This window comes from Bradyrhizobium sp. PRIMUS42 (genome assembly GCF_023006515.1).
Taxonomy (GTDB): Bacteria; Pseudomonadota; Alphaproteobacteria; order Rhizobiales; family Xanthobacteraceae; genus Bradyrhizobium.
Genome location: NZ_JALBGZ010001630.1, coordinates 1 through 411, shown reverse-complemented (window position 1 = coordinate 411; position 411 = coordinate 1). Strand labels below are relative to the sequence as shown.

The 411-nt window shown below is 68.9% G+C and carries 1 protein-coding gene; it reads left to right on the top strand.

Annotated features, from left to right (window positions below):
* Positions 1 to 411, top strand: a 411-nt coding sequence (locus tag MOV75_RS42010; protein WP_247008767.1) for an iron-containing alcohol dehydrogenase, incomplete at both ends; no start/stop codon positions are given.

Genomic DNA, 411 nt, shown 5'->3' with positions numbered 1-411 from the left:
AGTCCGACGACCGCGAGGCCCGCACCGAGGCGCTCTATGGGGCCTGGCTGTGCGGCGTCTGCCTCGGCACCGTCGGCATGGCGCTGCACCACAAGCTCTGCCACACGCTCGGCGGCACTTTTGATCTGCCGCACGCCGAGACCCACACCATCGTACTGCCGCATGCGCTGGCCTACAACGCACCGGCGGTGCCGGAGGCGATGGCACGGATCTCGCGCGCCATCGGCTCGGCGGATGCATCACAGGGGCTCTACGACCTTGCCAAGCGACTGGGCGCGAAACTTGCGCTTCGCGCCGTCGGCATGCCCGAGAGCGGCATCGACAAGGCGGCCGATCTTGCGGTGACGAATGCCTACTGGAACCCGCGTCCGCTCGAGCGCAATGCCATCCGCGACCTGATCGCGCGCGCCT